At 61.9% G+C, this 25,890-nt stretch carries 24 protein-coding genes; 14 read left to right on the top strand and 10 right to left on the bottom strand.

All coding sequences use genetic code 11. The annotated features are described in order from the left end of the window. The first annotated feature begins 1 nt into the window (after position 1). From TX24_RS02660 to TX24_RS02650, 3 genes are all read left to right on the top strand, one after another. Complete coding sequence (locus tag TX24_RS02660) at positions 2 to 850, top strand: MaoC family dehydratase (protein WP_057709651.1); 849 nt, start codon at positions 2 to 4, stop codon at positions 848 to 850. 301 nt (positions 851 to 1,151) lie between these two features. After that, complete coding sequence (locus TX24_RS02655) at positions 1,152 to 2,948, top strand: collagen-like triple helix repeat-containing protein (RefSeq protein WP_057709650.1); 1,797 nt, start codon at positions 1,152 to 1,154, stop codon at positions 2,946 to 2,948. A 186-nt stretch (positions 2,949 to 3,134) separates the two neighbouring features. After that, positions 3,135 to 4,817 carry a ShlB/FhaC/HecB family hemolysin secretion/activation protein gene (locus tag TX24_RS02650; protein ID WP_057709649.1) on the top strand — a complete coding sequence of 561 codons (1,683 nt, stop codon included), beginning with the start codon at positions 3,135 to 3,137 and terminating at the stop codon, positions 4,815 to 4,817. A gap of 131 nt (positions 4,818 to 4,948) precedes the next feature. On the opposite strand, the gene TX24_RS02645 is transcribed toward TX24_RS02650, so the two are convergent. Then, the gene (locus TX24_RS02645) at positions 4,949 to 5,353 is read right to left on the bottom strand and encodes a response regulator (protein WP_057709648.1); all 405 of its coding nucleotides are present in this window, start codon (positions 5,351 to 5,353) and stop codon (positions 4,949 to 4,951) included. A gap of 53 nt (positions 5,354 to 5,406) precedes the next feature. Continuing rightward, positions 5,407 to 5,598, bottom strand: a complete 192-nt coding sequence (locus TX24_RS02640) for a Flp family type IVb pilin (protein WP_057709647.1) — start codon at positions 5,596 to 5,598, stop codon at positions 5,407 to 5,409. A 336-nt stretch (positions 5,599 to 5,934) separates the two neighbouring features. On the opposite strand from TX24_RS02640, the gene cpaB reads away from it, so the two are divergent. The 8 genes from cpaB to TX24_RS02600 are packed head-to-tail and all read left to right on the top strand — an operon-like array spanning position 5,935 to position 13,358. Next, a complete protein-coding gene (gene cpaB / locus TX24_RS02635; RefSeq protein ID WP_057709646.1) occupies positions 5,935 to 6,879 on the top strand; it encodes a Flp pilus assembly protein CpaB in 945 nt (314 codons plus the stop codon). A gap of 19 nt (positions 6,880 to 6,898) precedes the next feature. After that, a complete protein-coding gene (locus TX24_RS02630) occupies positions 6,899 to 8,104 on the top strand; it encodes a type II and III secretion system protein family protein (RefSeq protein WP_057709645.1) in 1,206 nt (401 codons plus the stop codon). Further along, positions 8,101 to 9,294 carry a CpaE/TadZ family protein gene (locus TX24_RS02625; protein ID WP_034134625.1) on the top strand — a complete coding sequence of 398 codons (1,194 nt, stop codon included), beginning with the start codon at positions 8,101 to 8,103 and terminating at the stop codon, positions 9,292 to 9,294. Before TX24_RS02630 ends, TX24_RS02625 begins: the two co-directional genes overlap by 4 nt. After that, the gene (locus TX24_RS02620; RefSeq protein ID WP_003188227.1) at positions 9,291 to 10,562 is read left to right on the top strand and encodes a TadA family conjugal transfer-associated ATPase; all 1,272 of its coding nucleotides are present in this window, start codon (positions 9,291 to 9,293) and stop codon (positions 10,560 to 10,562) included. Before TX24_RS02625 ends, TX24_RS02620 begins: the two co-directional genes overlap by 4 nt. Before the next feature lie 9 nt (positions 10,563 to 10,571). Then, positions 10,572 to 11,453 carry a type II secretion system F family protein gene (locus TX24_RS02615; RefSeq protein ID WP_003188226.1) on the top strand — a complete coding sequence of 294 codons (882 nt, stop codon included), beginning with the start codon at positions 10,572 to 10,574 and terminating at the stop codon, positions 11,451 to 11,453. Position 11,454: 1 nt separating this feature from the next. Beyond that, positions 11,455 to 12,342, top strand: coding sequence for a type II secretion system F family protein (locus TX24_RS02610; protein WP_057709644.1), 888 nt, complete (start codon positions 11,455 to 11,457; stop codon positions 12,340 to 12,342). Between the two features lie 10 nt (positions 12,343 to 12,352). Then, positions 12,353 to 13,078 (top strand): tetratricopeptide repeat protein, encoded by a 726-nt coding sequence (locus tag TX24_RS02605; protein ID WP_057709643.1) that lies wholly within the window; start codon positions 12,353 to 12,355, stop codon positions 13,076 to 13,078. A 10-nt stretch (positions 13,079 to 13,088) separates the two neighbouring features. Continuing rightward, a complete protein-coding gene (locus TX24_RS02600) occupies positions 13,089 to 13,358 on the top strand; it encodes a DUF3613 domain-containing protein (RefSeq protein ID WP_003188221.1) in 270 nt (89 codons plus the stop codon). Positions 13,359 to 13,477: 119 nt separating this feature from the next. Here TX24_RS02600 and TX24_RS02595 read toward each other — a convergent pair whose 3' ends face one another. Next, the gene (locus TX24_RS02595; protein WP_003188220.1) at positions 13,478 to 14,263 is read right to left on the bottom strand and encodes a response regulator transcription factor; all 786 of its coding nucleotides are present in this window, start codon (positions 14,261 to 14,263) and stop codon (positions 13,478 to 13,480) included. Positions 14,264 to 14,334: 71 nt separating this feature from the next. Continuing rightward, positions 14,335 to 14,838, bottom strand: a complete 504-nt coding sequence (locus TX24_RS02590; protein WP_003188219.1) for a prepilin peptidase — start codon at positions 14,836 to 14,838, stop codon at positions 14,335 to 14,337. A 71-nt stretch (positions 14,839 to 14,909) separates the two neighbouring features. Here TX24_RS02590 and TX24_RS02585 point away from each other — a divergent pair, with 71 nt between their 5' ends. Beyond that, positions 14,910 to 15,347 carry a TadE/TadG family type IV pilus assembly protein gene (locus tag TX24_RS02585; protein WP_003188217.1) on the top strand — a complete coding sequence of 146 codons (438 nt, stop codon included), beginning with the start codon at positions 14,910 to 14,912 and terminating at the stop codon, positions 15,345 to 15,347. Further along, positions 15,344 to 18,085 (top strand): PAS domain-containing sensor histidine kinase, encoded by a 2,742-nt coding sequence (locus TX24_RS02580; RefSeq protein ID WP_057709642.1) that lies wholly within the window; start codon positions 15,344 to 15,346, stop codon positions 18,083 to 18,085. The genes TX24_RS02585 and TX24_RS02580 overlap by 4 nt, the downstream gene beginning before the upstream one ends. A 260-nt stretch (positions 18,086 to 18,345) precedes the next feature. On the opposite strand, the gene TX24_RS02575 is transcribed toward TX24_RS02580, so the two are convergent. The 6 genes from TX24_RS02575 to pbpC form a co-directional block, all read right to left on the bottom strand. Continuing rightward, positions 18,346 to 20,292: a pilus assembly protein TadG-related protein gene (locus TX24_RS02575; protein ID WP_057709641.1), complete on the bottom strand. Its 1,947-nt coding sequence runs from the start codon at positions 20,290 to 20,292 to the stop codon at positions 18,346 to 18,348. 270 nt (positions 20,293 to 20,562) lie between these two features. Further along, on the bottom strand, positions 20,563 to 21,120 hold the full coding sequence (locus TX24_RS02570; protein ID WP_003188214.1) for a DUF4136 domain-containing protein: 558 nt from the start codon (positions 21,118 to 21,120) through the stop codon (positions 20,563 to 20,565). 43 nt (positions 21,121 to 21,163) lie between these two features. Then, positions 21,164 to 21,766 carry a DUF4136 domain-containing protein gene (locus tag TX24_RS02565; protein WP_003188213.1) on the bottom strand — a complete coding sequence of 201 codons (603 nt, stop codon included), beginning with the start codon at positions 21,764 to 21,766 and terminating at the stop codon, positions 21,164 to 21,166. A gap of 22 nt (positions 21,767 to 21,788) precedes the next feature. Next, positions 21,789 to 22,538 carry a methyltransferase gene (locus tag TX24_RS02560; protein WP_003188212.1) on the bottom strand — a complete coding sequence of 250 codons (750 nt, stop codon included), beginning with the start codon at positions 22,536 to 22,538 and terminating at the stop codon, positions 21,789 to 21,791. Then, positions 22,531 to 22,839 (bottom strand): MazG-like family protein, encoded by a 309-nt coding sequence (locus tag TX24_RS02555; RefSeq protein WP_003188211.1) that lies wholly within the window; start codon positions 22,837 to 22,839, stop codon positions 22,531 to 22,533. Before TX24_RS02555 ends, TX24_RS02560 begins: the two co-directional genes overlap by 8 nt. 124 nt (positions 22,840 to 22,963) lie before the next feature. After that, positions 22,964 to 25,276 carry a peptidoglycan glycosyltransferase PbpC gene (gene pbpC / locus TX24_RS02550; RefSeq protein ID WP_082628735.1) on the bottom strand — a complete coding sequence of 771 codons (2,313 nt, stop codon included), beginning with the start codon at positions 25,274 to 25,276 and terminating at the stop codon, positions 22,964 to 22,966. Between the two features lie 224 nt (positions 25,277 to 25,500). On the opposite strand from pbpC, the gene TX24_RS02545 reads away from it, so the two are divergent. Then, positions 25,501 to 25,794 carry a hypothetical protein gene (locus tag TX24_RS02545; protein WP_003188208.1) on the top strand — a complete coding sequence of 98 codons (294 nt, stop codon included), beginning with the start codon at positions 25,501 to 25,503 and terminating at the stop codon, positions 25,792 to 25,794. Positions 25,795 to 25,890: the final 96 nt, after the last annotated feature.

The raw sequence follows: 25,890 nt of genomic DNA, 5'->3' as shown, positions 1-25,890 counted from the left end.
CATGCAATGGCAAACGTTGGACAGCACCCCGTCTCTACTGCCGCTGTACTGGCGTGCGGCGCTCAAGCGCAAGATCACCGGCAGCACATTGCCCGAACGTGGGTTGCGCTGCCGGATGAATGTCAATCCCGGCGCCGTTGCGGCGTACCGCAAGGTGTGCGGTTTTGCTGACAGCCCGATGCTGCCGGCGACTTATCCGCATATCCTCGCGTTCGGCCTGCAACTGCAATTGCTGACGGACAAGACGTTTCCGTTTCCACTGCTGGGGTTGATCCACCTGCGCAATCGCATCCGTATTCATCGGCCTCTAGGTGGAGTGGGTGACGTGAGTGTCGGCGTTTACGCACGCAATCTCAGCCCCCATCCCAAGGGGGCCACCTTTGACATCGTCACCGTTGTAGAGGATGCCCTTGGGCTCCTGTGGGAAGCCGAAAGCCAGATGTTATGTCGGGGCGTGAAGCTTGAAGGCGAAGCTGCGGACAGCGGATTGCAGACTCAGGGCACGCTCACCGAACTGACGCGCTGGAAAGCGCCCACTGACATAGGCCGCCGCTACGCCCGAGTGTCCGGTGACTACAACCCCATCCACCTCAGTGCGCCTACTGCCAAACTGTTCGGTTTTCCCCAGGCCATCGCCCACGGGTTGTGGAACAAGGCGCACACCCTCGCGGCGCTGGCAGAACAGCTGCCGGCCGCGAATATTGAAATCGACGTCGAGTTCATGAAGCCGGTGCGACTGCCCAGTGAAGTGATATTGATGAGCAGCGTGGCCGGTTCCAGCGGGGCGTTGGAACTCAAAGGCGCTGGGGATATACAACATATGCTGGGGAAGTGGCAGCCGATTGCGTGAGAAACTCTGATTAATTGTATATATACACCCTAAGTTATAGCGGACCTTACGAGGTCCGCCTTTATTTACAACACTTTGATTTTAATCATCTAAATATCCTGCAACATCCATCCATTACACCTTTGGTATTAGTCATTAAGCCGACTGTGGCCGGGTGTATATAAATCGTTAATACCAAGTTGAGCATTGCGTGAAAGAGTGCCTTGGCCTGAGATAGCCACACGGACAAACCTATCGTTATCCAAAGAAATAACGAGGGTTTGAAACAACCAAGGTTGTACCAGGTGCAAGGAACTCAATCATGAAAACTCAAGTAGTGTTTTGGAAAGCAAGTACCGCGCTGGCCCTCGTTCTGGCAATGAGCCTGGGCGGCTGCAGCAGCGGTGGTGGCGGGCATAAATCCAGCGTGGCGGCGTCATCGCCGGATGCGGGTGCAGGTGCCGGGAGCGGTGATGGCGGTACGGGCGGCGGCACGGGTGGGACTGGTGGTGGCACTGGCGGCACTGACGGCGGCACGGGCGGAACCGGCGGTGGCACTGGTGGCACTGACGGCGGCACAGGCGGGACTGGTGGCGGCACTGGCGGCACTGACGGTGGCACTGGCGGAACGGACGGCGGCACTGGCGGTGGCACGGGCGGAACCGGCGGTGGCACTGGCGGGACCGGCGGTGGCACGGGCGGGACCGGCGGCGGCACGGGCGGGACCGGCGGTGGCACGGGCGGGACCGGCGGCGGCACGGGCGGAACCGGCGGTGGCACTGGCGGGACTGGTGGCGGAACAGGTTCGACCACTACCCCGCTGATCACTGGGCAGATCGCCGGCACCCTCGGCACCACCGTAGGCAATGTAGGCGCAGCAGTGGGTGATCTCGGAGGCGCCCTGACCCCTGTTCCAATCGTCGGCACCACAGCAGGCGGCCTGGTCACCTCGGTCGGCACCGCGGTCACCACCGTCGGCACCGGCGTCACAGCAGGCTTGGGTTCTTTGGGGACTAACAGCAACTCGCTGGGCATTACGGTTGCTGGTGTCGGCGGCGGCGTCGCTGACTTGGGCGACGGCCTGTCGACTACCGGCCAATCGTTGTCGACAACCCTCGGCGGTGTCCCTGTCGTGGGCGGCCTCACAGGCGGTGTAGGCACGGCAGTAGGTGGCGTCGTGGATAAAGTCGGTACCGCCGTGACCATGCTCGGCGATACCCTCAGCACAGCCAGCACCACCGGCCCGCTGGGTTCATTGACCAACACCCTGGGCGGCCAAGTGTTGGTGCCTGTAGTGTCGCTGGTGGAAAACACCACCGGCAACCTCGGCACGGCAACCGGCCTGGGCACGCCAGTCAGTGGTGTGCTGGATAAAGTTGGCACCACCGTCGCGAGCCTGGGCACTCAAGTCACTACCGCGGGTGGTGCAAGCAATCCTGTGACCAATGTCGTTGGCGGCGTGCTGACTGGCGTCGGTGGTGCGCTCGATACGTCCGGCGGTTATGTCGCGCCAACCGGCGGTACCGCAGCTGCCGGCCTACCCGAGCTGATCGGCGGCGTGGTAGCCAACGTAGGCACCGGTTTGAATGCCGGCAGCACCAACGGCACGGTCAGTGCAGCCGGTGTAACCGGCGGCGCATTGGGCGGCACCATTGCATCGGTGGGTACCGTTCTCGGTGGCACGGGTGTCGCCAACACTGGCGCCACCGCACCGCTCGCCACTGTATCCACCGCTGTCGGCGCAGCCTTGAACCCTGTGACCACCGGCGTCACTACGCTGACGCAGAACGTAGGTACCACCACCGGTATCGGTACCCCGGTCGATGGCCTGGTGACTCAAGTCGGCGGCGCAGTCAGCAGCTTGGGCACCAACCTGACAGCAGCCAATGCCAACCCGATCACCAACGCGGTAGGCACCACCGTCACAGCAGTCGGCGGCACCGTCGCCTCGGTGGGTGGCCTGGTAACCGGCGGCACCACTGGCGGCACCAGCGGAGGTTTGCTCGGTGGCCTGAATATCGGCACTACCACCACAGCAACAGGCACTGCGACAACCACGGGCGGCACCACGGCCACCGGCGGTCTGGGCGGTTTGTTGAACGGACTGACCGGCAAATAGAAATGCACCTGGCCGATTAGACGGCCTCCCCTACAGCGCCTACGCTTGGTTGAGACGAGAGACCTTTAATAAGTCTCTCGTCTTTTTTATGGGCGGCGACACGTTTTATCAATCGCCGCCCTCCCGAACCGAGTCCCAGAACCCGGCGGGCCCGAAGCGCTGCTGCAGTTGACCATGGAGTGTACTATGCGCGTGTTGACGCCGTTGTTATTGCTCACCCTCAGTGCCTACGCCCAGGCCGAGACCCTTCCCAGCTTTCTTAACAGCAACGACACTGTCCGCACCCTGCCGGTGCCCAACCTGCCCGCTGATGCCTACCGACCACCCACGTCGAAAACCCAGGTACCTGAAGCGCCGCCGACTGCCGGCCAACCGCTGTTGATGGACACCAAGGTCACTATTCGAAAGTTGCAGATCGAAGGCGGAACGGTCTACCCGCTCGCCGAGACGGCACAGGTGTATGCGCCGTTGATTGGACGAGAAACCAACCTCGCCCAACTGATTGAAGCGACCCGTGGGATCACCCGCCGTTACCAGGAGGATGGCTACCTGCTGTCCTACGCGTTCCTGCCGCAACAGAATTTCGAAAACGGCCTGGTCCGCGTGGTACTGGTGGAGGGCTACATCAAGGACTATCAACAAACCGGCGACATCGGTTCGGTGTCGGCCTACGTCGATAAACTCGCGCAGAAGCTCCTGGCTGAGCGCCCGCTGACCCGCAAGACTTTCGAGCGCTACACCACGCTGATGAGCCGCATCCCCGGCCTCAGCGTACAGGCGCAAGTACCGCCACCGGGCACCACTGATGGCGCCACGCACATGCAGATCCAGGCCAGCCGCAAACCTTTCACCACCAGCATGAGCCTGGTGCAAAAAAGCCGTGGCGGCACGCAAGCGTTGCTGAGCGCCACCAGCAATTCCCAGACGTCCATGGGCGAGCAGCTCAGCGTCAGCGGCCTGTTCCCACCCGGCGAGGACAAAGAACACTACTACCGTGTGGACTACAACCAGTTCATCAACGCCGAGGGCACCCAACTGGCGCTCGCCGCCGAACGCTATCGCGCCGACCCCAACAGCAGCGTGCAACTGGATGGCGGTTTCGAACTCAAGCCGCACCAGTCCATCGACCGCTACTCCATTGGCCTGAGCCATCCGTTCATCGCCTCCCCCACCGAGTCGCTCACCCTGGGCACGCGCCTGTACGCGGTCGACCAGACCACGCGCTATAAACTGGTGGGCTACCCGCTGCGTTTCGACATCGAATCCAACCTGCGCGCCCTGGCCTTCGAAGGCGATTGGCGCAAAGCCGACGCGCAACGCCTGCGCATCATCAGTGGTGGCCTGTACCAGGGCATCGACGGTCTGGGCGCCAAGGCCCGCAGTGACCTGGGCGTGGCCAAACCCGACCTCGACTTCTTCCGCCTGCGCCTTTCCGGCGTGCAAAGCGACAAGTTCTTCGACAACTGGCAAGGCGTGCTCTCCGGTGCGCTGTACTGGAGCGACAACACCCTGCCCGACAGCGAACGCGTGACCTTCGGCGGGCAGAATTTCGGCCGTGGCTACCCGGACGACCAAGGCTCGGGCGACAAAGGCTGGGGGGTGGCGTACGAGGTCAACTACAGCTTCAACCGCACCGGCAACTGGGTGAAGATCCTGCAACCCTACGTCGTAGTCGACCGCGCCAAATCCTGGTTCAACGACCTGCCAGTCAAGGCCAACGACATGTCCTCGGCGGCGGTGGGTCTACGCTTTGGCGACAAGAAGTACTACAACATCGCGCTGGAGGCAGCCAAGCCCATGTCGGATATCGCCCTGGACAGCTTCAACCGCAGGCCGCGGTATACGCTGAGTTTCAGTTATCAACTGTGAAGCTGTGGCGAGGGAGCTTATGTGGGAGCGGGCTTGCTCGCGAAGGCGGTGTGTCAGTCAATGAATCTTTAACTGAACCACCGCTATCGCAGGCAAGCCAGCTCCCACATTTAATAAGCGGTGCCGGTCCGTTACCGACCAGGTGTAGAGAGGGGAAACAGGCTATTGAGCGTATCGAGCAAGCGCGCCAGGTAGATCGGCTTGCGAAACAAGTCCAGCACCTGCAAACGCAGCATATCGCTGACATCATCCATTTCTGCATGGCCAGACATCACGATCACAGGCAAATGTGAGCGTGATGTATGTTCGCGCAGGCGCTTGATCAAGGAGATACCGCTTTCCTCAGGCATGCGCAGATCGGTGATGACCAGGGCGATATCGGGGTTAAGTGTCAATTCTTGCAAAGCGAAGGTGACGGAGGTCGCGGTGAAACACACGAATCCCTCGTTTTCGAGGGATTCGGCCAACTCGACCAGCGCATCCTCCTCGTCATCCACCAATAGGATTTGTTGGCGGGATGACGAAAGGTGGGTCATGGGCGGTACCTGACAAAGGAGATCACTAGCAGAGCAAACAAAAACACTAGCAGCTAAGTCGTCAGCGCCTCGGAAACCTTTTCAAAGACACCTTCGATTTTCTCGCCAAGCCCACTGCCAACACCCACTATTACCAACGCAACTATCGCCACAATAATCACATATTCAATGGCCGACGCCCCGTCTCTACGGCGCAGGAATAACTGAGCGTGAATGTAAAATTTCAAGAACAGGTCAAGGATCATATGAGATCTCCTTCATGCGCCACAAAGCGCCGATACAGCTGGCCCGCACAATGATTGCCGTGTGCCACTAGAGCATTGTCAACAAATTTAACACTCACAACTGTAAGAACGAATTAATCATAAAGTATTAGTCGCCGCGCCAGCCCCACAAATCCGTTATTTACAGCCCTCGCTTTAACCGCGCAGATAAATTTTTCATTCAGTAATGGCAATTTGTCCTAGCTGGGCTACCTTCAAATAGCCAAATCGTTAGTTGTTCATCACAGCCCAGTTGCGAATTTAACTCGTTTGGATAAACGGGAATAAAAGCAGTGCAACAGGATAGGGAGCGCCGTCATGAACAGTCGCATCAGCATGGTCCTGGCTGGCTTGCTGCTTATCGGAGCCCTGTTTGCAGGGTATTGGGGCCTGGTGCTGAGTCGTCCACCGGCACCCGCCGTAGCGCCCTCGCCAGAACCTGTCATTTCCGTTGAAAAAACCGTTGCGGTCGTGGAAGACCAGAACCGCCAGCCCGTCGTCGTGCTGGTGCACGCGGTGGCGCCTTTTGTGCCCCTCACCGCTGCCGATGTCGCCGTGGAAAAACTGCGCACCGTGCCGGCTGGCAGCCTGACCAGCGTCGACCAGGCCATCGGCCGTACGCCCTTGCGGGCCCTGGGTGCCGGCACCTGGCTCAATGATGAGAGCTTCACCGCCGGCGGCCCGCTGGCCCGCATGATTCGTACAAACGAACGGGCGCTGGCCGTCGCCGTCGATGAGGTCATCGGTGCCGGTGGCCAGTTGAGCCCAGGCGATTACGTGGACGTCTTGCTGTTCTTGCGCCAGGACAATGCCAATGCCGAGCAGTCGGCGCAGGTGGTCATCCCGGCGATTCGCCTGCTCAGCGTCGGCGACCAACTGGGCTTGGCCAACGACGGCACCCCGGCCGTGCCGCCACCCGCCACCGCCGAAGAACGCGCTCAGGCGGCGCAACGCCGCACCGCCGCGCGCAGTGTGGTGCTGGCGGTGCCCGAACCCTTGCTGAGCCGACTGATGCTCGCCTCCCAAGCCGGTACGCTGCGCTTGGCCGTGCGCAGTGCCGACGAACAATTGCTCAGCCGCTACTGGGCCGGCGAAAGCGACACGCCAGACAAGGTGCAAAGCGCCAACCGCGACCTCTACCAGTTCACCCAATTGGCCCTCAGCGGCCCGCCGAAAAAAATCACCCCCGCGGTGGCCGACACCGGCCAGCGTCGGGGCGTCGAAGTGATTCGCGGCGCGGCGGCGGCACAACCTACCCCCTGATTGAACAAGGATGCCTTGAATGAGCCAACGCTACGCTCAATTGGCCTTGGCCTTGATGCTGCCGTGCCTGCCCCTGGGCATGGCGATGGGCGCATCGGGCAGCTGTAACGCCCTGGGCCAGTTGCCCGCCGTGATCGAGGTGGGCGAAGGCTTGCAAACCGAGCTGCAATCGCCGGTAGCGATTACGCGCCTGGCCATCGGCGACCCAAAAATCGCCGACGTGCGGGTCAACGGCGACCGCCACTTTCTGCTCACCGGTGTCGGCAGCGGTGCCACCAGCCTGATGGTGTGGACAGGCTGCTCGACCACCCCGCGCCAGAGCATGGTGTTCGTCAAAGGCAAGGCCACCTCGGCGCTGACCAGCCAATCGCTGTCGCCCTCCGAAGACCCGACGCTGCCCAGCCAGGTGCAGACCGATATTCGCTTCGTCGAGGTCAGCCGCACCAAGCTCAAGGAAGCCAGCACCAAGATCCTGGGCATGGGCAACAATTTCTTCCTCGGCAGCCCAAGCTTGCTGTCCCCTTCAGAGGGCATCTTCAAATTGCCGGTGAGCGCTGACAGCTTCAACATCGGGTTTGGCGGTGGCCGGGTCAAGGCGCTGATCAACGCCCTGGAAAGCAGTGGCTTCGCCTACACCCTCGCACGCCCGAGCCTGGTAGCCATGAGCGGCCAGAGCGCAACCTTCCTGGCCGGCGGCGAAGTGCCGATTCCGGTGCCCAGTGCCGGCAGCGATACCATCACCATCGAGTACAAGGAATTCGGCATTCGCCTGACCCTCACGCCCACGGTCATCGACCACAACCGCATCGCCTTGAAGGTCGCCCCGGAAGTCAGCGAGCTGGACTACAACAACGCGATCCGGATTGAGGGCATCCAGGTGCCTGCCCTGACCGTCAGGCGCACCGACACCAGCGTGTCGTTAGCCGACGGTGAAAGCTTCGTGATCAGCGGCCTGATCAGCAGCACCAACCGCTCCACGATCGCCAAGCTGCCAGGCCTGGGCGACATCCCGATCATTGGTGCTTTCTTCCGCGACTCCACTATAAACAGCGAAGAAAAAGAACTGCTGATGATCGTCACGCCGCATCTGGTACAGCCACTGGCCGCCAATGCGCAGTTGCCGTCGCTGCCCGGCGAGAAACTGCGCACCTACGACCCGAATTGGTTCCGCCTGTTCTTCCTGGAAAACGGCAACTTCGACCGTCGCAGTGGACTTTCCCAATGAGCGATAGCCTGAGCCAGACCTTCCTGGCAATCACCCGCAACAGCACCGACCTGGAATGGCTCCAGGGCGCGCTGGCGCCCCTTGGCCAAGTGATCAGCGTGGGCGGCGGCAGCCTCGATGAATTGCTGGCACTGGTGGACGTGACCTTCGCCAACCTGGTGTTCGTAGGCCTGGACCGTGAACACCTGGTGGCCCAGAGTGCCTTGATCGAAGGCGCCCTGGAAGCCAAGCCGATGTTGGCAGTAGTGGCCTTGGGCGACGGCATGGACAACCAGCTTGTCTTGAATGCCATGCGTGCCGGCGCCCGGGATTTTGTCGCCTATGGCTCGCGCTCCAGCGAAGTGGCCGGGCTGGTGCGACGCCTGAGCAAGCGCTTGCCGCCCACGGCGCCGAACGCCCATCTCGGCGGCCTCACCGTGCTCTACGGCGCCCAGGGCAACACCGATGGCGCCCTGCTGGCGAGCCACCTGGCGATGGTGGTGCAAAAGAGTGGCCAGCAGACGCTGATGCTCGACCTCGGCCTGCCCAGGGGCGACAGCCTGGCGCTGCTGGGCCTGGACAGCACCTTCAATTTCGGCGACGCCTTGCGCCACCTGCGCCGCCTGGACGCCACCCTGATCAACAGCGCGTTCACCAGCACCGACGATGGCCTGCGCATCCTCGCCTACGCCGCCAGCGATGAGCCCCTGGAAATAACCAGCGCCGCCGAGCTGTACATGTTGCTCAGCGCCTTGCGCCAGCACTTCCAGCACATCGTGGTCAACCTCACCGGGCAAGCGGACAGCGAAGCCCTGCGCACCTTTGTCAGCCACTGCGACAAGTTGCTGTGGTGCACCGACCAGGGCGTGCTCGACTGTCGGCGTAACCTGGCGGTGCTGAACCTGTGGCGCGAAAAAGGCATGAAGCTCGACCATGCCAAGCTGCTCGTCGATCGCTACATCAAAGGCTGTGCCCCCGACACCGAAGCCCTGGAAAAAAGCTTCGGCCTGGAGTGCATCGCCGTGCTGCCCCTGAGCCCCGAAGTGCGCCTGAACGCCAAAAACCAGGGGCAAAGCCTGTTCACCCTGGCCCCACGCGAAGCTTTGACCCAAGCCCTGCGCCACCTGGGCGAACGCCTGGCCAAACGCACCGAAGGCTTGGATAAACCTTCGACACGCTGGTTCGAACGCCTGCTGGGGACGAGTCGATGAACAGCGAAAAACTCTTCGGCGCCCCGGCCCGTGGGGCAGCCGCGCACAACGACCACGATGGCCTGAAACTGGTGCTGCATCGTTACATCATCGATGCCATCGAAGAATCCGGCCAGAACCTGCTGGAAGGCTCGCGCCAATCCCTGGCGCAATTTGTCATCGACAAAGTGGCCGAGTACATCACGCGCATGCACCTGGCGATCTCGCGTTATGAGATGGAGCGTCTGGCTGAGGAAATCGTCGATGAGCTGACCGGCTTCGGCCCGCTGGAAGTGCTGCTGCGCGATGTGTCGATCACCGAGATCCTGGTCAACGGCCCGCACCGGGTGTTTATCGAGCGTGACGGGGTGCTCCACCAGAGCGACCTGCGTTTTATCGATGCGCACCATGTAGAACGTGTAATGCAGCGCATTCTCGCGCCCCTCGGAAGGCGCCTGGATGAGTCGTCGCCGATGGTCGATGCGCGCTTGCCCGATGGCAGCCGGGTCAATGCGATCATCCCGCCAATTGCCTTGGACGGCCCCTGCCTGTCGATCCGTAAGTTTCGCAAGGACATGCTCAAGAGCAGCGACCTAGTGGCGATGCAAACCATCGACCACAACATCTTCGAGTTCTTCCAGGAGGCGGTGGGCAAACGCTGCAATATCCTCATCAGTGGCGGCACCGGCACCGGCAAGACCACGCTGCTCAATATCCTCAGCCAATTGATCAACCCCCACGAACGCCTGGTCACCATCGAAGACGTGGCCGAGTTGCAACTGGGCCACCCCCATGTGGTGCGCCTGGAAACCCGCCCGCCCAATGCCGAGGGGCATGGCGAGGTCAAGGCCAGCGACCTGATCCGCAACGCCCTGCGGATGCGCCCGGACCGCATCATCCTTGGCGAGATCCGTGGCGTCGAAGTGCTCGACGTGATGACCGCCATGAACACCGGCCATGACGGTTCCATGAGCACCGTGCACGCCAACAATGCCCAGGACGCGCTGCTGCGCCTGGAAACCCTGGTGGGCCTGACCGGCCGTGTGGTGGCGGAGAAAACCCTGCGGCAGATGATCTGCGCTGCACTGGATGTGGTGATTCAACTGACGCGCCTGCCCGATGGGCGCCGTTGCGTCAGCGAGGTGGTGGAAGTGGTGGGCGTGCGCGACGACGTGTATGTCACCAACACCCTGTTCCGCCTCGACCGCCGTACCGGTTTTGGCTTCCTGCGCGAAGCGCTCAACCCGGCCGGCGACAAGCTGCGGCGTGAATCGGCATTGCCGTTGTAGAGAGGGCTCATGACCGGACTTGTCTTGCTGCTCATTTGTATCCTGCTGATCAGCCTGTCCGTCTGGCTGTTCCAGCGAGGGCTGCGCCAGGCCGGTACCGATCGGGTGTTGGAGCGCCTCTCCGATGGCCAGCCGGTAGCCCAGGAGCCGAACGGCAGCTGGGTCGCGCTGGAGCGCATGTTCCAGCGCGCCGGCCTGGGCAAGCCCACCGATCGCCTGGGGTTGTGGCTGAGTAGCTGGGCGGTGGGCATGTTGCTGGGTTACTTGCTGGCCGGCGGGCTGGGCCTGTTGGTGATGCTGATCATGCCGCCGCTGCTGCTGCGTGTGTTTATCGCCTGGCGCTACCAACGGCGAGTGCAGCGCATGATCGAACAATTACCCCAACTACTGGACCACAGCGTGCGCAGCCTCAAGTCCGGGCGCACCCTGGCAGACGCCGTGCTGGGTGCGATCGACAGCACCGAAGCGCCGCTCAAACAGGCCATGAGCCGCATCCAGCGTAACGTGCAAATGGGCGTGAGCCTGCCGGAGTCGGTCAGCGACTTTGCCGAGTTTTACGAGCGCGATGAGTTCCGCCTGTTTGCCCTGGGCCTGAAGGTCAACCACCGCTACGGCGGCAACGCCAGCGAGCTGCTGGAAAACCTGATCAAGATGATCCGCGAGCGCGAACAGGGTGCACGCCAACTCAAGGCCATGACGGGCGAAACGCGCATGACCGCGTACGTCTTGGCAGGCTTGCCCATCGCCATGGTCGGCTACTTTTTGATGGTCAACCCGGGCTACCTGATGAGCATGTGGAATGACGGAACCGGGCGCTACCTGCTGCTGGCCGCGGCGGCGCTCGACATCACGGGCACCTTCGTCATGTGGCGCATGTTGCGGAGTATTTGAGATGGCCATCCTGATCTGCATCCTGTTGTCGCTCGCCGCCGTCGCCTTGATCGTCGGCAACCTGCTGGAGCAACGGCGCCGTCAACGCCTGGTCAGCCAACGCCTGCAAGGCCAACTGACCCGCGAGGACAAACTCGGCAGCCTGATGCGCCAATTGGGCGCCAGCGCCGTGGCCCAGCGCTCGGTCAGCCTGGACAACGAAACCCAGACCCTGCTCAACCGCGTCGGCTGGCGCAAAGCCAACCAGCGCTCCATGTTCGCCGCCTTCCAGATCGGCGTGCCCATCTTGCTGCTGGGCTTGACCCTGCTCGGCCAGCAACTGCTGTTTCCTCACGCCGGCTCGCCCTGGATTGCCCCGGCAATTGCCCTGGGCATCGGTTACCTGCTGCCCAAGCGCATCCTGGCCCTCAGCGCGAAATACCGCCAGGAGCGTATCGCGCGGGAAATTTCCACGTTCATTCCGTTACTGCGCATCCTGTTCGAATCCGGCATGGCAGTTGAACAATCGCTGCGGGTGTTGAGCACCGAAGCCCAGCGCTTGCTCACCGACCTGACCCATGAACTGCGCCTGATCCTGGTAAGGGTCGACTCCGGCCTGGAGCTGTCCGAAGAGTTGGGCAAGACCGCACGCCTGCTGGCCGTGGATGAATTCACCGACACCTGCATCATCCTTCAGCAGTTGATCCACCAGGGCGGCGGCGCGATGAAATCCTTGCTGGCCCTCAAGCAGTTGCTCGACGACCGCCGCCTGACCCGCCTGCAGGAATACATCTCGAAGATGTCCGCGAAGATGTCCGTGGTGATGATGGTGTTCCTGTTTCCCGCCTTGCTGATCGTGCTCGGGGGGCCGGCGATGATCGCCATCTCCCGAGCCTTGAATAACTTTTGAGGAGCCTGCCATGAAACCACTGATCGTCGCCTTGAGCCTGCTGATGCTGGGCGGTTGTGCCAGCAATGGCCAGGTTCCGTGGGCCGGGTTGCTGGCACCGGGCAGTTGCCCCAAGCCCAGCGCCGACCAGGAGCTGTCGTTGAACCTGGCCGATGACATGGCCAACGAAGGCAAACTGCACGCCAGCCTCGCCAACCTGCAGAACCTGCCCAGCGCCCTGCCCCAGGTTCGTCAACGCCAAGCCCGCGCCTATCGCTTGCTGGGCCGCCCAGACGCCGAGCCGTTGTACCGCAGCCTGCTGGGCACCTGCCTGGCCGCCGACGGTGAGCACGGCCTGGGGCAACTTGCGTCGGCCAAGGGCGACAACGGCCAGGCCATGGCTCACCTGCAACGTGCGGCACGGCTGGCGCCCACCGACGAAAAAATCCGCAATGACCTGGGCGTGGTGTACCTCGACCAACGGCGCCTGGAAGACGCACGCTTTGAATTCATGACCGCCATCGAGCTCAAGCAGAGCGATCAACTGGCGGCGGTGAACCTGGTGACTTTGCTGATCTACCAAGACAACTGGGAGCAAGCCGCGAAAGTGGTCGGCCAACTCGGCTTGAGCCCCGAGCAGGTGACCCAGGCCCAGGCGCGGGCGCAACACCTCAAGGACGCTGGCACGGCACCGCAGCGTCCAGTCAAAGATCAGGTGGCGGCGGTCAGCGACACGCTGCCGGCCTCTGTGAAATAGGGAGTCGATAATGAAATTCCACCACCTCGCCGGCCTTGCCTGCCTGGCCCTGCCGCTCCTCGCTTCGGCCATCGAAGCAGGGCCTTCTTCACCCCGGCAGGCAGAAACGGAAAACTGGATGGCGCTGCAACTGAGCGGGCGCGCCGCCTCGGCCAATCCGCAAAAAACCACGCCGGCAGAACGCGAGCAGGCGCTCAAGCGCTGGCTGGACAGCAACAAGCACCCGATTCCGGAGTTTTTTGATCAGAAAGTAGGCGGCACTGCGCAGGGCAGCAAATAACCCCTCCCTGTAGGAGCGAGCTTGCTCGCGAAAAACGTCAACGATAACGCGTGCATCTTGGGTAACCGCGTTGTCTAGGTGTTTTTCGCGAGCAAGCTCGCTCCTACAGTAGGGCGGTGCTAGTGCGCCGTCACCCGCTGGCGCATCGCCGAGTTGTTCGGTGACAACGCCAGCGCCAACTGCGTGCGGTTGTGCATATGGGTCAGGCGCAATACCTGGGACACATACAGCTTGACCGTGTTCTCGGTGATCCCCAGCTCACAGGCAATCTGATAGTTGGTCTGACCCTTGCCCACCAGGCGGGCCACATCCAATTGGCGCGGTGACAGTTGATTGAAGATCGCCGGGATCTCCACCGGCCCGGCTTCATCGGCCGATGGGTCCCCGTCATGGTCCTGGGGCGTCGGGTTGCGGCGCACCTTGTCCAAGTCCATATACAAGTCGTTGATGGATTCGGACAGGTACTGCAACTTCTGGTTGAGCGTGCCCAACTGCAGGTCTTTCTGCCGCTCCTCCAATGCCGCTTCCTGGCGCTTGAGGCCCTCGAGCAATTCATCGAGGTTGATCGGCTTCTGGTAGTAATCGGCGATACCTGCACGCAGGGCCTTGATCACATCCTGCTTGTCGGCGCGACCGGTAAGCATGATCGCTTCGAACGCGCGATGCTTGCCGGCGATCCGTTGCAGCGCCTGCACCAGCTCGATGCCGTCCATGTCCGGCATATGCAGGTCACACAGCACTAAACCGATCTGAAGGTCTTCCTTGAAACGCTGGACAGCTTGCTCACTGGACTCACACGGGACACAACGGTACCCGCTGCTTTCAAGAAATTCACAGAGCTCCTCTACGATTAAGGGTTGATCGTCGACTACGAGCACTTTTACTGCGGACGTAAGCTTGTTCACGCGCTACTCCATGCCTGGCAAGCCAAATGATGACCTATCCTTTCTGACGAAAATTCCTACACAACTCCTGATTAAACGTAGACGTACTTTCCGACTATGTACATAGCATTAATCAACTCGCGCGACTGATGGATCCAAAACCAGCTGCCGGCAAAACCTGTCAAAACGAAGGGCGCAAAAGGCTGTTTTGTTGACGCGGGCCCTGCCCGCTTAACGCGGTTTGAGCTAAGCCCTTGATGCATAAGTGTCCAGGCCACCATAGCGATGCCCGCACCGATCAGCGACCCCAGCAGGTACTCGATATTGGAGGCCAGCCCCAGGGCGGCGAGCAACTTCACATCCCCTGCGCCAAAGCGGCCCAACGCATAGCCCGGCAAGGTCAGCACCAGCGCCAAAGCCAGGGCCAGGCCGCCCTCGCTGCGGGGCGCGCCCAGCCACGTCGACCCCGCCCACAGCAGGTAGATCAACGCCAACAGCCCGACGCCCAGGGTCAGCGTATTGGCAATTTGGCGCTGGCGAATATCCTGCACGGCACATACGCCCAACCACAGCACAATCACTAGCGTCTGGATCACGTAAAAAACATCCCTTTTGGCTGAATGATTCTATGCTGATATCAAGTAATCGCCTCAGGGTAGACGCAGTCATGAAATCGAGCCTCCCGAGAAAGCAAAAAGGTGCTGCGGCGATCGAGTTTGCCTTGGTCTTCGTGATTTTCTTTGCGGTGTTCTACGGCATGCTCAGCTACAGCTTGCCGCTGCTGTTGATGCAGTCATTTCACCAAGCGGCCGCCGAAGGGGTACGCCGCAGTGTGTCCCTGGACCCCAGCACCGCCGGCTATTCGGCCCTGGTTGTGCAACGCGCCAAGGATGCAGCCCAGGCCCAGTTGAACTGGATCCCCGGCTCATTGAAGTTCTTGCCCGGCTATATCACCGCCACCTACACCAATAATTTGCTGACAGTGAAGATCACCTACCCCTCGGCCAATATCAAAGCGGTCTTGCCGGCCCTGGTGTTGCCTGGGGTGGGTACCGTACCCAACCTGCCCACCAACCTCACCGCCACCTCGAGCCTTCAGTTTTGACGACAGGGGATAAATTGTTCGCACGCCTGCGCGGGCTTACCAGCGCCCTGGCTCTGGACGCGCCAACGACGCCCGCGCCGGGCCTGCAAGTGCAACTGGACAACCTGGGCCGGGTGCTGAGCATCACGGGCGCCTTGAGGCCTTTGCTTGCCCAGCATCTTGCCAACGTGCCCAACCCACCCTTGCAGGCCTTGCTGTGTGCCGACAGCGCGCTGAGTGTCGAGGGCACACCGCAGGAGTGGCAACGACACGGCCTGGATCTGGACTTCCAGGGCGCCGCCGGCCAGGTCCTGCATACCCGCGGCTGGATCGAGCCAGAGGGCGACGCCTGGGCCCTGCACCTGCTGGACATCACTGACCTGCTGGCTGACCGGGCACGGGTGCAGCAACGCGAACAGAACCACCAACTCGCCGCCCTGATGAGCGAACAGCTGCGCGTGTGCAGCCTCAACCGCTTGCCTCAGGTGTTCAGCGAACACCTGCGCAGCGTGGCCCAGCGCTGGCGCATCCCCTGCGTCGCCATGGCACTGCTCGACGAAGATGACCAGGGCTGGCGCATCTACAGCCAATACACCGCCCACGACGCCCCGGCCTTATGGCAAACCGGGCAGCACCTGGGCACCAGCCTGGACAGCATCAACGGCAACACGCCACTGAGCCTGGACGTTGCCCAGGGCCGCAGCGACAACCCGCGCTTGCACAGTGTATTTGGCAATGCCGACGGTTTCCTGGTGCCGTACCGCGACAGCCATGGCGCCGCCGCGTGGCTGCTGTGTGGTTTCTATAACGGCCAGGCATACCACACCGGCGAGCGTGACTGGCTGAACCTGTGCGCAGCACTCGCCGCGCCGCTGCTGGGCCGCCTGCGCGAACAGCGTCACCACCAGCAACTGGAACGGGTAGAAGCCCTGCAAGGCCTGCTCGGCACTGGCTGGTGGGAACTGTTGCCCGCTACCCAGGAGATCCAGCTGGCGCCGCAACTATTGCGCAACCTGAGCCTGGACGAAGGCCCCACCCGCCAGCCCCTCGGCACTTGGCTCGAACTCATCCACCCCGCCGACCGCCAGGCCCTCAACAGCCGCCTGCAAGACCTGCAAGCCCTGGGCAAGCCACTGCTTACCAGCGTGCGCTTGCAACGCACCGACGCTGAACAGTCGCCCCTGTGGTACCGCATACAGGGCCAAGTACTGGGCGCCGGCAATGAACGACGCTGGATCGGCTTCATGCTCGACATCAGCGACATCCAGAACCAGCAACTGCAAGCCGCCGCCGCCCATGCGCGCCTGGACAACCTGATCGCCAGCTCACCGGCCGTCATCTACGTGCAGCGCTACGTCAACGGCGCGCTGCACCCGGCGTTTTTCAGCGCCAGCCTGTTGCCGCTGCTGGGCTGGACCTTGGCCGATTGCAACCACGACACCCTGGCAGCGCTGATCCACCCCGACGACCGTGAACACTACTTCGAACGCACCCGCCAACTGCTGCGCGAAGGCAACGTGCGCAGCCGCTACCGCCTGCGCGACAAACAAGGCAACTACCATTGGCTGCTCGACGAAGCCAAGCTGCTGCGCGACGACCTCGGCCTGCCGGTGGAAGCCGTAGGCCTGTGGCTGGACGTCACCGAGGCGACCCTGGCCGCCGAGCAGGTGCGCCAGAGCGAGGAGCGCTACCGCATCCTGGTGGAAGACTCACCCGCGATGATCTGCCGCTACCGCCCCGACCTGATCCTCACCTTCGGCAACACGCCGCTGGCCAATTACCTGGAATGCCGGCCCGAGCAATTGCCAGGCATCAACCTGGGCCAGTGGCTGTCGGATGAACAACGCGCCGCCTTTGTGCAGCGCATCCAGCAACTGACCCCGGAATTCCCGGTGAGCACCGCGGAAATCAGCCTGCAACTGCCGGGGCGCGAACATGCCTGGTGGGTGTGGTCGGACCGCGGCGTCTTCGATGAACAAGGCGCCCTGATCGAAGTGCAAGCCGTGGGCCGCGACAACACCGAAGTGCGCCGCTCCCAGCAACAACTGACCCAAAGCGCAAAAATGGCCACCCTCGGCGAAATGGCCACCGGCCTGGCCCATGAGATCAACCAGCCGCTGAACGTGATGCGCATGGCCATCGCCAATGTGCTCAAGCGCCTGGGCAATGGCGATGTGCAAATCGACTACCTCACGGAAAAACTGCAACGTATCGACGCCCAGGTACAACGCGCCGCACGAGTGGTCGACCACATGCGCGTCTTCGGCCGCCGCTCGGAAATCGAGCAGCAACCCTTCGACCCCGCGCAGGCACTGGAGGGCACCCTCTCCCTGCTCAGCGAAGGCCTGCGCGGCAAAGGCGTGGACGTGCGCATCAGCCCTACCGACTTCTCGGTACAGGTCAAAGGCTATGTCGACCAACTAGAACAAGTACTGATCAACCTGATGGTCAACGCCCGCGACGCCCTGCTCAGCCAGCGAGAAAAAGACCCCGCCCTGCGCCCCTGGATTGCCCTGCACAGCGAGCACGACAGCCGCCATGTACGCATCTGGGTCGAAGACAACGCCGGCGGGATAGACCCGCGCTTGCTGGAGCGGATTTTCGAGCCGTTCTTTACCACCAAACCGATAGGCGTGGGCACCGGGCTGGGCCTCTCGGTGAGCTATGGGATTGTGGAAAACATGGGCGGACGCCTGAGCGTTACCAACAGCGAGGCCGGCGCGAAATTCTGCATCGAACTCCCCATCGCGCAGAACTAATTCAACGCTAACCACGATGCGAAGCGAGCTGCTCTTGATCTGCTCTTGATCTGCTTTTGATCTTGATCTTAAGCGCCCCCCCAAATCACTGGCGGATTACGGGCACAGGATATGTACACAATCCAACTGTGTCGCCTGCCAGGCCGCCTTCGCGAGCAAGCCCGCACAGTAGGATCGCGGGGTGTCAGGTAGATAGGCGTCGGCTGGCAGGCCGTCATCGCAGGCAAGCCAGCTCCCACATTTTGAACTCGGGAGGTCAGCTAAATCACCAGATAAGCCCGGCCCATATGGCAGGTAAGGTTGGCACCGACTTCGGCATTGCCCAGGTTGATGCCCAAGGCGCTGAGCACGCCATCCACAATCGGGTCTAGTATTGGCGACAATACGCTTTTGATCGCAGTGACCAGCGTATTGGTGATAGTGGTGAGTAAACCCGAGACCACCGGCAGGATTCCACTCGGAGAACTCCCGGTTGGGGGAACATAATTCACTTGAATAGCCCCTAAGGTATTGACCAATCCTTTGACCACTTCTGTCGAGGGAGGAACAGACTTATAAGTGGGTACCAGATTCATATCATTGACCGGAGAAAACACTAGAGCTTGCTCCCCCCCGCCAACCTTTGCGTGAACAACCGATAAAGATAAGCTCCCACCTACACCAGCCTTACGTGGCCCACAGCCGAATATTCCCTTGCAAGTCTGCACACCGATATCAACCAGTGCTACTGGCTTCACATCAGCTTCCACTGCTGAGGAGAATGCCTGTACCGGATCCACTTTCCCTACCGATACATCTGCAAGCGCAGTCTCTACCTGCACGGTCAGCGATTTCGCCGCATTGCTCGCACAATTGAAATCCGTGACATAGCTCTTCGCGCTCGCCACCTCGATGTTGATATCCAGGCCGCTCAACAGCTGAACATCCGTATGGTCACAAGGCTTCACAATCAGGCACAAGAGTGGATCCAGCAGGCTCACCAAATTCAAATGCAGCAAGTTATTCACGACACCGGTCACCGGCGTCGTTATGGCGGAGACCGCAGACGTCAATCCATTGATACCGTTCAGCACGGGCAGTTGAACAGACACTAAAGTCCGCATTTGCGCAGTACGTACAAAAATCTGATCGGTCGGCGGGCTTTTTTTCAAACCCTCCTTGGCCAGCAACGGATTGCCAATCGCCGACAACTGCGGCGGCTCAATTACTTTAGTCTGGATCGAAACGTTGCCTACCAATGGAATGTTCAGTTGCGCCGCCGCACTCACCGCATTCTTACTACTGGACAACTGCGCCACCGCTTCCAGCAGTTGAAACAACTGCACATTGCTGTTCAGCGCCGCCGTCGGCGTGCCTGTGGCGATGTCGATCAGGTCGCCCACGGTTAACAGCTTGCTGTTCGGCGCAATGGCTTGAATCGAAATCACATCATTGATGACCGCCGTGGCTGCCGCGCCGTTTTTCTGCAAGACCTTCACCGCAGCGTCAATCAGTTGAGTCGCGGAGACTGCGGTACTGAGCAAGGCATCGTAGTCACCGGCCTTCACGTTCAGGTTGATCGCCAGTTGGTCCAGGTAACTGAGCAGGTTGACGTTGGTCTGCAGCAAGCCGTTCCAACCCGCCGCCGTGAGCGACAGGTTGCCGCCGAGCAGGTTGCCGATGACCAGGTTGAGCAGTGGGGATTTGCCTGAATCGACGCTGGCCAGGCTGCTGCGGATCGACAGCTGCGCCACGGGCGGCGGTGTCGCCGCGACGGCCGTGGCGCTCAAGTTGATTTGCGGGGTGATCGGCGCGCCGCTGAACAGGTTCCACAGGCCATTGGCGATGCTGGTCAGGACGGTGCGCGAGGCCACCACGCGGATCGCGTCGCTCTTGGTGGCATCGGCGCTAAATACGCGGGTGTTGAGGGCATTGGTCGCCAGGGTGCCGCACGTCACCGCCAGGGTGTTGCCATTACCGACCACAAAACCGTTGCGCGCCGCATTTTGCGTGGCATAGGCGCTGGCCGTGGTGTTGGTACCGCACTGGCCACCCAGACCTGCCGCCTCCAACGCCGAGGTGTCGGCAACGGACTGCAACTTGCGCTTTTCCAGGTACAAGCGCCCGCTGTCGACCGCCAGCAACGTAAACACCAGAGCCAAGGCCAAGGTGCCTGCCGCCATCAAGCCAATTGCACCACGCTGCCTGGAGCCGAATCGGGGAGACATCGAAGCACTCCTGCGCTAACTCTCCGTTGCACTGGAGTGTAGACAAGGCTTCGGCAGGTTGCTGGCAACTCGCCACATTGGCGACTGGCGGAGATGCCCTGAATGTCGGCACCCTAATACAACTCAGCTAAGCGAACGCTATGCTCAAAACACTGAAGATCAAATGTGGGAGCTGGCTTGCCTGCGAAAGCGGTGTGTCAGTCACTGAAGCAGTGACTGACACACCGCTTTCGCGAGCAAGCCCGCTCCCACAGGAGTGACAGGGGGTGATCAGCGCGGCGGGTAGTTGGAAAGGATCTTGGTTACGGTGCTGCGGATGGCCTTGTTACGGTCCTCGGGGTTGGGCGTGCTGGCCATCATTTGTTCGTCGCTGCCGCGCCACACCAGCTTGCCGTCCTTGCCGTCGAGCAGGTCGAGCTGGATGGTCGCCACTTTGTAGGTGATGTTGCGCGTTTCGTTGTACATCGGCGCGCCCCAGTAACCATTCCACGGGCCGCCCCAGGCACCGCCATAGTTGGTGGTGACTTGCTGCTGGCGGTCTTCGACGATCAGGTAGGCCTGTACATTCAAGTCAGCCTTGGTGCCCGCCGCCGCAGGACGCAAACCGCGTTGATCCAGCTGTTCGCCCACGGCCTGGCGGATGCGCTGCTCGGTGAGGTCGCTCTTGATCCGCGGGTCATCGGGACGGTACTGCAACGCCGGGTCTTTCCAGGCCCAATTGCGGTAAGCGCCGAAGTCTCGGCTGGCGTCGAAATCATGGTTGACCTGGTTGCTCTGGCAACCGCCCAGCAACATGACAACAGCAAGTGCAGCGATGCGACGAAGCATGGTGTTCTCCAAAAACAACGTGGGCCTGTAATGAGAATAGCTGCTAACTGGGCGGATAGGCAGCCATTGCCTTCTGCATCGCCTTGCGCAAGCTATCGGCACGTTCGCTCAGGCTGCCCTGGCTGGTGGTTTCGGCGCTGGTGCTCCACACCGGCTGGCGGGTGCGCGCATCGAACAGGCTGATACGCGCCACGGCCACTGTCACTTCATAGGTACGCACCACCGGCACGCTGTTGTACATGCCATAGCCGTTGCCATAACGGTTATAGCCGCCGTATCCGTAACCATAATCGTCCTGGACCTGGCGCAGGCGTTTTTCCAGGCGTACATCGGCGCTCACCAGCAGGTCGGGCGCGCGCTTGTCATGCAAGGGGCGCAAGCCGCGCTGGTCGAGAGCGCCGCTGACCGCCTCGGCAATCTGCGCCGAATCGGCCCAGGCCGTGCCCGCCGGCAACTGGCCGTTGAGCCAGCCCCAACTGCGGTAGGCGCCGTAGTCGCGTACCGGCGCAGGGTAGGCGCTGGCATCAAAGGTGGTGGCCGCCTGGGCGGGCGCCGGCGGCATCGGCGCCGAACTGGCCACGTAAGGGTTGGGGCTCGAGCACGCCCCAAGGCCTAGAGACAACAGAATTAAACCGAGACGACGCATGTCGACCTCCCACGCTGGCCGCTTAAACCGGGCGGCAGATCCAGTGCAAATATCGCCCAAGCCCGGCAAAGCTTGGGTGACGACGGTGAGCGAGTTCCATCTCCAACAAGTCCTGCAGGTTGGCGCGCGCCTGGAATTCCACCGGCATATAGTCGTGGAACACCCGTACGCCACTTTGGCTTTCGACCTGCCACAACCCTTCAAGTTGCGCCGCCAATTCCCGTGGGTCCAGGGGTTGTTGCGGCGTCAGGCTCTGCTTTTCGCCGGCCATGTCGTTCTTGCGCATTTTGCGAAAGTGGCCTTTGAGCAGGTTGCGATAGATCAACGCATCACGGTTGTAGAACGCCAGGGACAACCAGCCACCCGGCAGCGTCAGTTGGTGCAGCACTGGCAGGATGGCGTGGGGCTCGGCCAACCACTCCAGCACGGCATGGCACAGCACCAGATCGTAAGGCTCGGTGAGCTGGCCGAGCAAGTCCTGCCACGGTGCATGAATAAAGGTCGCGCTTTGGCCCGCGTCAGCGAAGCGCTGGCGCGCACCTTCAAGCATCGGCGCGGCGGGTTCGGCCAGGGTCACCTCGTGGCCCTGCTCGGCCAGCCACAGCGACATATGCCCCAGGCCAGCACCGATATCCAGCACGCGCAATGGGCGTTGCGGCAAGGCTTCTACCAGGTCGGCCTGGAGCACCGCCAAGCGAATCGCGCCCTTGGCGCCGCCGTAGATCTTTTCGGCAAAGCGCGTGGCCAACTGGTCGAAATGACGATCACTCATGGGCAAACCGCCGTTCGCTATCGGCCAGTTTGGCGCGCACCACTTCGTTCATATCCAGGCCCAGCTCACTGCACAGCAACAGCAGGTACAGAACGATATCACCGACCTCCTGGCCCGCATGGGCGAGTTTATCGGCGGGCAGTTGGCGGGATTGGTCTTCGGTGAGCCATTGGAAGATTTCCACCAGCTCGGCCATTTCCACGCTGGCAGCCATGGCCAGGTTTTTCGGGCTGTGAAACTGCTTCCAGTCATTGGTATCGCGGATGCGGTGCAGGCGTTCGGTGAGGTGTTCGAGGTTCATGCGGGGGCTCCTGAATGGGTATAGCTTACCCGATCATTCCCACGCTTCGCGTCGCCTGCGTGGATGTCGGGACGCGGAGCGTCCCAGGCGGCGTTCCCACACAGAGCGTGGGAACGATCAGCGATCAGTCGACAACGCTGAATTCGAGCCTGGCGGTTTGACCGGCTTCATCCAATACACTGAGCTGATAGCGGCCCAGCCGTTCAAAACTGGCATTGATGCTGTCCTGATTGGCGCTGTCGCCCAACGGCGCGCCGTTGAGAAACCACCAACGCCGACCACTGCCGCCCAGAGCGGAGATTTTCAGGCGCAAGGCTTGTTGACTGGCAGCGGGCAGACGCAATTGATCGCCCTCGCGTACCCCCACGATGGACAACGGCGATGACGCGGCCAGCGCCGGTGGCGGGCAGTCCGGGTCAGCCGCCGGGATACGTGCTTCACGGCGTTCAATTCTTGGCAACCAGGGCTCCAACGGCGCCGGCCACAGGGCGATGTTTTGGGGGGTTGCGCCAGGGCAACGGGCATCGACCCGCAAGCCTTTGGCGTTAACCCAGATACTTTCCATCAAGCCCACGCTCAAGGGTTGATCCAATGCCTGCAAGGTCGGCGGCGTGGTGTTGTCCAGGGTCCAGGCAAAACGCTGGCGGCGGCAGTTGGGGTCGCTGCGGTTCATGGGCTGGCCCAGCGGCCAACAGATCGCCGCCACGCCGATATTGGCCGGCACCGGTTTGACCGGCGCACTGATGCCGCGCTGGCTGTCGCGGTTGGTCAGCACGTCATGCACCTGCAACATCAACGGCGCTGCCGACGCCAGGCCGAACTGCCCCGGTACCGGCGTGCCATCGGGCCGGCCGATCCAGACGCCGATCAGATAACGCGGGCCCACGCCAATCGCCCAGGCATCACGGAAGCCATAGCTGGTACCGGTTTTCCACGCCAGCACCGGGCGTTGGACAAGCTCGGCACGCGGGTCGCGGTCGGGCCGCGCCTGGCCGCTGAGGATGCGCCGCACAATCCATGCGGCGCCGGGCGACAGCAACGGCCGCTCCCTGAGCGTATCGTCCGGCTGTAACCGCAGGGTGGCGCTCTTGCCATCGCGGGCCAGGGCGCTGTAGCCGCTCACCAGATCTTCCAGGCGACTGCCCGCGCCGCCGAGGATCAGCGCCAGGTTCGGCTCGGCCAACGCCGGCAACGCCAACGGCATGCCACCGATGCGCATCTGTGCGGCAAAGCGCTTGGGCCCGTAGGCTTCCAGCAATTGCACCGCCGGCAGGTTCAACGAGCTGGACAACGCCGTGCTCGCCGGCACCGCCCCGGTAAAGCCCATGGAAAAGTTGCCTGGGCGGTAATCGCCATAACGTCGAGGCACGTCCTGTAACAGCGATTCGGAGTGGATCAGGCCGTCATCCAACGCCATGCCGTAGAGAAAAGGTTTCAAGGTGGAACCGGGCGAGCGCAGCGCGCTGATCATGTCCACATGGCCAAAGCGCTTGGTGTCGTTGATATCCACCGACCCCAGGTAGGCACGTACCGCCATGCTTTCTTCTTCCACCACCAGGATGGCCGCCGAGGTGTGCTCCGGCAGGCGCGCGCGCCAGCCCAGCAGCAGGTCTTCGAGACGACGTTGCAGAGTGGCATCCAGGGTGGTGCGGATCAGCGGCGGGCTGTCGGGGCGGTTCAGGCGGCGTGCCAGCAAGGGCGCCAGGCTTGGCTCCAGACGTGGGGCGAGCAACAGGGGCTCTTCCAGCGCTTCATCAACCGCCGATTGCGGCCATACCTGAAACTCGGCCAAGCGGCGCAGCACTTTGTCGCGGGCCTCCTGGGCGCGCTGCGGATGACGGTCCGGGCGCAAACGGCTCGGCGCCTGCGGCAACACCGCGAGCAACGCGGCTTCGGCGTGGGTCAGCTGTGACGGCGACTTGCCCAGGTAGGCCCAACTCGCCGCCGCCACGCCCTGCAGCGTGCCGCCGAAAGGCGCGCGGTTCAGGTACAGGTTGAGGATTTCGTCCTTGGACAGGTGCCACTCCAACTGCGCGGTACGCCACAGCTGGCGCAACTTGCCGTGCAGGGTGCGTGAGTGCGGGTCGAGCAGGCGCGCCACTTGCATCGACAAGGTGCTGCCGCCGGAGACCACGCGCGCGCCGCTCAGGTTTTGCCAGGTCGCACGCACCAGCGCCAACGGGTTTACGCCGGGGTGCTGGTAGAACCAACGGTCTTCATAGGTGAGCAGCGCGTCGAGGTAATAAGGCGAAACTTCGCTAGTGTGTACCGGATAGCGCCATACGCCATTGGCATCGGCAAATCGCCACAGGGGTGTGCCATCTTCGGCCAGCACCACCCGGGCCAGGTCGTCCTGGGGCAGGGGTAAGGGCCAAATGCGATCGGCGCCCCACAGCAGCAGTATTACCAACGCCACACAACCCAACGCCCAGCGCAATAACTGTGGGAGCGGGCTTGCTCGCGAACGCGGTGGGTCAGTTGGCAGAGATGTCACCGGCACGCCGCCTTCGCGAGCAAGCCCGCTCCCACATTGGACTGAGTACATCCGCAGGTGATTAAACTAAAACTCAAACGGGCAAACCTCTATGCTTGCAGGGAACTCGCCTGCGTTATCGACAACCAAAGGCACAGTTACGCCCACCTTCTCATCAGGACACGCACATGCAGGTAGAAAGCTTTTTCGAATGGTTGGGCCAGGCGCTCGGCTCCGTCATCCGCTTTATCGTCGACGGCCTCAGCGGTTTGTTCGGGGCCTTGACCCACGCCGGCGGCAACTTTATCGACGGTTTGTCACGCACCTTGGGCATGGACACGTCGATCATCAGCATCATCACCCTGATCGTCGGCCTGCTGTTCCTTTACTCGGCGGTACGCGCCTTTATGCGGGCCTCGATTATCGTCGGGATCATCTGGCTGATGCTGGGGCTGTGGTTGCTGAGCTGGGTCGTACACTGACATTACAACCACTCGATTCTCCTCTGTAGGAGCGAGCTTGCTCGCGAAAAACTCACAGACGCCGCGTTAATCCAGGAAACCCGCGTTATCGTTGAC

The organism is Pseudomonas lactis (genome assembly GCF_001439845.1).
GTDB lineage: Bacteria > Pseudomonadota > Gammaproteobacteria > Pseudomonadales > Pseudomonadaceae > Aquipseudomonas > Aquipseudomonas lactis.
This window is presented reverse-complemented; position numbering and strand designations above follow the sequence as displayed.